This is a genomic window from Flavobacterium sp. UBA4854, assembly GCF_002399805.1.
GTDB classification, from domain to species: Bacteria; Bacteroidota; Bacteroidia; order Flavobacteriales; family Flavobacteriaceae; genus Flavobacterium; species Flavobacterium ginsengisoli.
On the sequence record NZ_DHEI01000113.1, the window covers coordinates 56700 to 61819 of the forward strand.

Consider the following 5120-nt stretch of genomic DNA (forward strand, 5'->3'; position numbering starts at 1 on the left):
TCTATATGAAAGGGATCTAGAACGGAGAGCCACAGATTACGATGCAGATCTTTGAAATAAAATTGGTCTCGATTTGAGACAACTAAGATTGTCCCATTGTCATTGTCAAGAATTGAAGTATTGTTGCTTTTTTCATAATCGCCCAAAATAGTAATATTGGTATTGAATTTTTTGGACAGTAATTCGATAATTTTTTTTGTTAGTGGCATAAGATGTGGTATTTGATTTGTCTTTGAAGCAGTAAATTTAAAATTGCATGTTTTGTTAATATTACCCCTAAAAGTTTTTTTTATGTTAAAATAAGCTTTTTTTATAAGTACAAAAGCCTTGAATAAAGAAAATTAGTTTTTTAAAAGCTAAATAAAAAAGGACAGCGACTAAAGAAGTGCTGTCCTAAAGTAAATTGTAATTCCGCATTTTAAAACCCAAATCAAAATTTTAAAATGCGACATTCTAAGAATGTGTGCAGTTAAACATAAAGCGAAACGCAAGTTATTTTGTTTTTAATCGCTTTCTTTAGTTTCTTTTTGATAATAGTTGATCAGCAAAAAAAATATATCATTATAAGGTATTTTTCCAATTTGATATATTGGAAAAAGCACCTTTAAACAATAAGTATAAAGGTGCTTTTTGTAAATTTATAAATAGGCAAGATTACGATTCTGTATTTGTGTCTTTTTTACGATAAACCAGATAAAAAACTTGTGGTAAAACCGTTAAGGAAAGAATCATACAGGTTATTAATCCGCCCACAATCATAATGGCAAGAGGTTTTTGAACTTCAGATCCCATTCCTGTTGATAAAGCAGCTGGTAACAATCCTAGAGATCCCATTAAGGCAATCATGACAATCGGACGTATACGACTGTAAATTCCATGAGAAATGGCGTCTTTTAAGTGCATTCCAGCGCGCATGTTTTCTCGAATCATTCCAATGAGGACAATACTGTCAATCGCGCTGACTCCAAATAGAATGATAAATCCAATCCCAGCCGAGATTCCAAAAACGGTTCCTGTTACCCAAAGCGATAAGAATCCGCCGATAAAAGCATAAGGCATCGCTGTTACGGCAATCATAGTGTCTTTGAAATTACCAAAGTTGAAATACAATAGACATAAAATCAGAACCAAAACAACAGGAACAATCATAGCCAATTGTTTAGAGGCTCTTTCTTTGCTCTCAAATTCTCCAGCCCATTTTATTACATTTTCTTTCGGCAGTTTTACTTCGGCAGCTACTTTTTTCTGCGCTTCTTCAATGGTACTTCCTAGGTCACGTCCTTGTATATTAAATCCTACGGCAATGTAACGGCTATTTCCTTCACGATAAATAAAGGTTGGACCCGTTTTGTATTCTACCGTAGCAATCTCTTTTAAAGGCACTTTTTTGCCATTCATTGTCGGAATTAGAATGCCTTCAATTTTTTCTTTAGAGTCACGATATTCTTTCTCAAAACGTAGCGTAATATCAAAGATTTTTTCGTCATCATAAAATTTGGTTGCGGCTTGACCTCCAATTGTCATTCGAATTACAGCTTGAGCATCGGCAGTTGTAACAGCATAGCGCGCCATTTTTTCATCGTCTAACTGAATTCTTAATTCTGGTAAACCAATGTTTTTATACACATTAATATCGTCAATTCCTTTTACGTCTTTGATGGAGTTTGCAACTTTAGCTGCCATTTCTTCCAATTCAAAAAGGTCATTACCAAAAATCTTTATCGCAAGCGGACTTTTTACACCAGCGACATATTCTTCGACATTATCCTGAATGGGCTGGCTAAAACCAAATGCAATTCCAGGATATACATCGAGTATTTTTTTAATTTCGGCAATTAATTCATCTTTACTGATGTCGTGTTTCCATTCGTCCTTATGTTTTAATTCGATATGAAATTCAATATTGAAAAAACCAGTTGGATCTGTTCCGTCATTTGGCCTTCCAGTTTGCGAAAGGACAAATTTAACCTCTTCAAATTTCCTTATTTTGGCTTTCATTTCCTGAGTTAATCGAACCGATTCGTCAAGATTAATGCTATTTGGCAAAGTGGCTCTCACATAAATTGCACCTTCATTTAGCTTCGGAATAAATTCTGAACCATAAAATGCAAATCGTACTGTACAAATAGTCAATAAAGCTAAGAACGAATAAATAGTAACTTTACGATGTCTAGTACTCCATTTAAAGAGTTTGTAAAGATTCTCTCTAAAGAATCGCGAAATCATATTTTCTTTCTCCACAATATTTTTTGTCAGCATGACTTTACACATTGCTGGCACATAGGTCAAGGACAAAATTAGCGAACCTAACAGCGCATAACCTAGTGTAAAGGCTAGGGGAGAGAACATTTTTCCTTCTACTTTTGTAAAAGAGAAAATTGGCATTAGAGCAATAATCAAAATAATTAAAGCGAAGAAAATATAAGTAGCAACACTACCCACACTTTTCTTGATTAGTCCCATTTTACTCATGCTGTTAAAGCGTTCCATGCCTACTTGATGGGCTTTCTTTTCGAGAGAAACAAAAACTTGTTCTACAATAACGAGTGTTCCTTCTAGAAGTAATCCGAAATCTAAAGCTCCCATCGAAATTAAGTTGGCAGGTAGCCCCTGAATTCTTAACATTACAATAGCGAACAGGAAAGAAAGCGGAATTACAGAAGCCACAATCAATGAAGTTCTCCAGTTATAAAGAAAAATAAATACGATTAGTGATACTAATAAAACGCCTTCAGTTAGGTTTTTTGTAACGGTTTTTACAGTTGTATTGACCAATTCAGTACGATCAATAAACGGAACTATTTTTACATTTTTAGGTAAAACTCTTTCATTAAGTTCGTCCAAACGTACTTTAAGTTTCTTGATTACTTCACCCGGATTTTCACCACGTAACATCACCACAATTCCTTCTACAACATCATCATTGCCATCTAAACCAACTTGGCCTAATCTAGGTTTTGCAGAGACAGAAACTTCGGCTACGTTTTTTACCAATATTGGCGCTGAACCTTTAGTTTCAATTAAAATATTACCAATATCTTCAACCTTATTGATTAAGCCAACGCCTCTTACAACGTAAGCCTGATCGCCTCGTTTGATTACATCTCCACCAACATTGATATTGCTTTTTGAAACTGCTTCGTAAACATCCAGAGCCGATAGATTGTAATTTTCTAATTGTGTTGGATTGATTTTGATTTCGAACATTTTTTCTTCTCCACCAAAACTTACCACATCGGCAACGCCGGGAACAGAGATTAATTCTCTTTCGATAATCCAATCTTGAATGGCTTTGATTTCCTTAATAGGCAAGTCGCTTTTAATGACATATCTAAAAATCTCGCCTGTCGCTCCAGATGGCGGATCGATTTCGACATCGGCACCTTCTGGAAGATCTAATCCGTTAAGACGGTTTGAGGCATATTGTTGTGCGTAAAAATCTTCGACTCCATCATCAAATAAAACAGTTACTACTGATAATCCGAAAAGCGAAATAGAACGTACTTCCGATTTTTTTGGAATCGTGTTCATTTGTTTCGATATCGGAAGTGTGATGAATTTCTCTACTTCTTCGGCACTTCTTCCAGGCCATTGTGTAATGATTCTGGCTCTTGTATTGGTTACATCGGGAAATGCTTCTATGGGTGTGTGAATATAACTTACTATTCCGGCGGCTAATAATATGACTGTCAGAAAAAAAACTATAAGGGAGTTTTTTAATGAAAAAGCCACTAAACCTTGTACAAATTTTTTCATGTTTTGTAGGGTGTTTGTCCTTTTTTAGAAATACTTAGTTTTTTAATCTTTCATGAATTAAAAGCTGATTTTTGGTAATTACCATTTCGCCTTCTTTTACATCTTTGTCAAAATAAAGCCAATTGTTATTTTTAATAACTGGATTAATTTCTCTAGTTTCGATCGTACAATCGTTTTTGTAGATTAGGATGTAATCGCGATTGTTGTCAAAAATGGCCGCTTTTGCAGGAACGGCAACTAAGGCTTCTCCGCCTGTACTTTTATCGATAAGAATATCTGCCGTCATGCCTGGTTTTAATTTTAGATTTGCATTTTCAAGTACAACTCTGGCTTTTAAAACATGTTCATCTTCATCAAAAACTTTAGACATCATTTTTATTTTTCCTTTAAAAACTTCTCCAGGATAAGCCGTAGTTGTAACATCGACGGGCATGTTTTCAGTTACGTTTTTTAAATTACTGGTATATACATTTACCAAAACCCAGATTTCTTTTAAATCTGATATTGTAAAAAGTGAATTGCTGCCATCTGTTACTTGCATTCCTGGACTAATGTTTTTGTCTACAATATATCCTTCAGTTGGCGCTTTGATTTGAAAAACAGATCTTTCGCTGCTAGCACTAAACATAGCAAGGTTTGCTTTTACATTTTCTAAAGACGATTTTAAAACATCCAATTCGCTTTGTGCTTGCATCAAATCTTTTTGAGAAGAGATTCCGTCATCATACATCGATTTAACCGATTGTAAATTGCGTTGCGCTACTGCGATCTGAGATTGCAACGATCGGCTTTCAGATTGCATGCTGTTTAGTTCTGTACTTTTTATCTCGGCTAAAACCTGTCCTTTTTTGACATAATCGCCCAATGAGAAATTGGTTTTAGTTATAATTCCTTCCACAAGACTGTTAAACTGAACCACATGATCGCCATTATAAGTAATATTTCCGGTAAGATTAATAGATTCACTTACAGCACGTTTTTGAATTGGTTCTATAGTGATTTTTTCTTTTAATTCTTTATCAATACAAAATTTGTCTGCAATTGTCTCTTTAACTTCTTCTTTTTTGCCGCATCCGTAAACGAGCAATAACCCAAGCATCGGGAGTAAAATATATTTCTTCATTATGTTATTATTTTTTAGATAATTCGGTTTAATTGATTTCTTCACCCGCGATGTAGCGTAATTCTTCAAGATTGTTGTTGAGATCTTTCTTAGAGTTTAATAAAATGGTTTTGTTGTCTAGATACGCATCAACAAAATCAAGATATTCGAGCATGCTGGTATTTTTTTGCATGAAATTTTTTCGATAAGCTTCTAATAGTTTGTCCAAATCACCTTCGTAACTGGCATCAACATTATCGTA

Annotated in this window: 3 protein-coding genes and 1 pseudogene; all 4 read right to left on the reverse strand. The window is 34.5% G+C overall.

The features are described from left to right. Nucleotides 1-209, reverse strand: a 209-nt coding sequence (locus tag B3J44_RS17020; RefSeq protein WP_286969856.1) for a hypothetical protein, incomplete at its 3' end; no start/stop codon positions are given. Nucleotides 210-654: 445 nt separating this feature from the next. After that, nucleotides 655-3756, reverse strand: coding sequence for an efflux RND transporter permease subunit (locus tag B3J44_RS17025; RefSeq protein ID WP_286969859.1), 3102 nt, complete (start codon nt 3754-3756; stop codon nt 655-657). 34 nt (nt 3757-3790) lie between these two features. Then, nucleotides 3791-4879 (reverse strand): efflux RND transporter periplasmic adaptor subunit, encoded by a 1089-nt coding sequence (locus B3J44_RS17030; RefSeq protein ID WP_286969861.1) that lies wholly within the window; start codon nt 4877-4879, stop codon nt 3791-3793. 28 nt (nt 4880-4907) lie between these two features. Continuing rightward, nucleotides 4908-5120, reverse strand: a pseudogene (locus B3J44_RS17035) (TolC family protein); the annotation flags it as partial.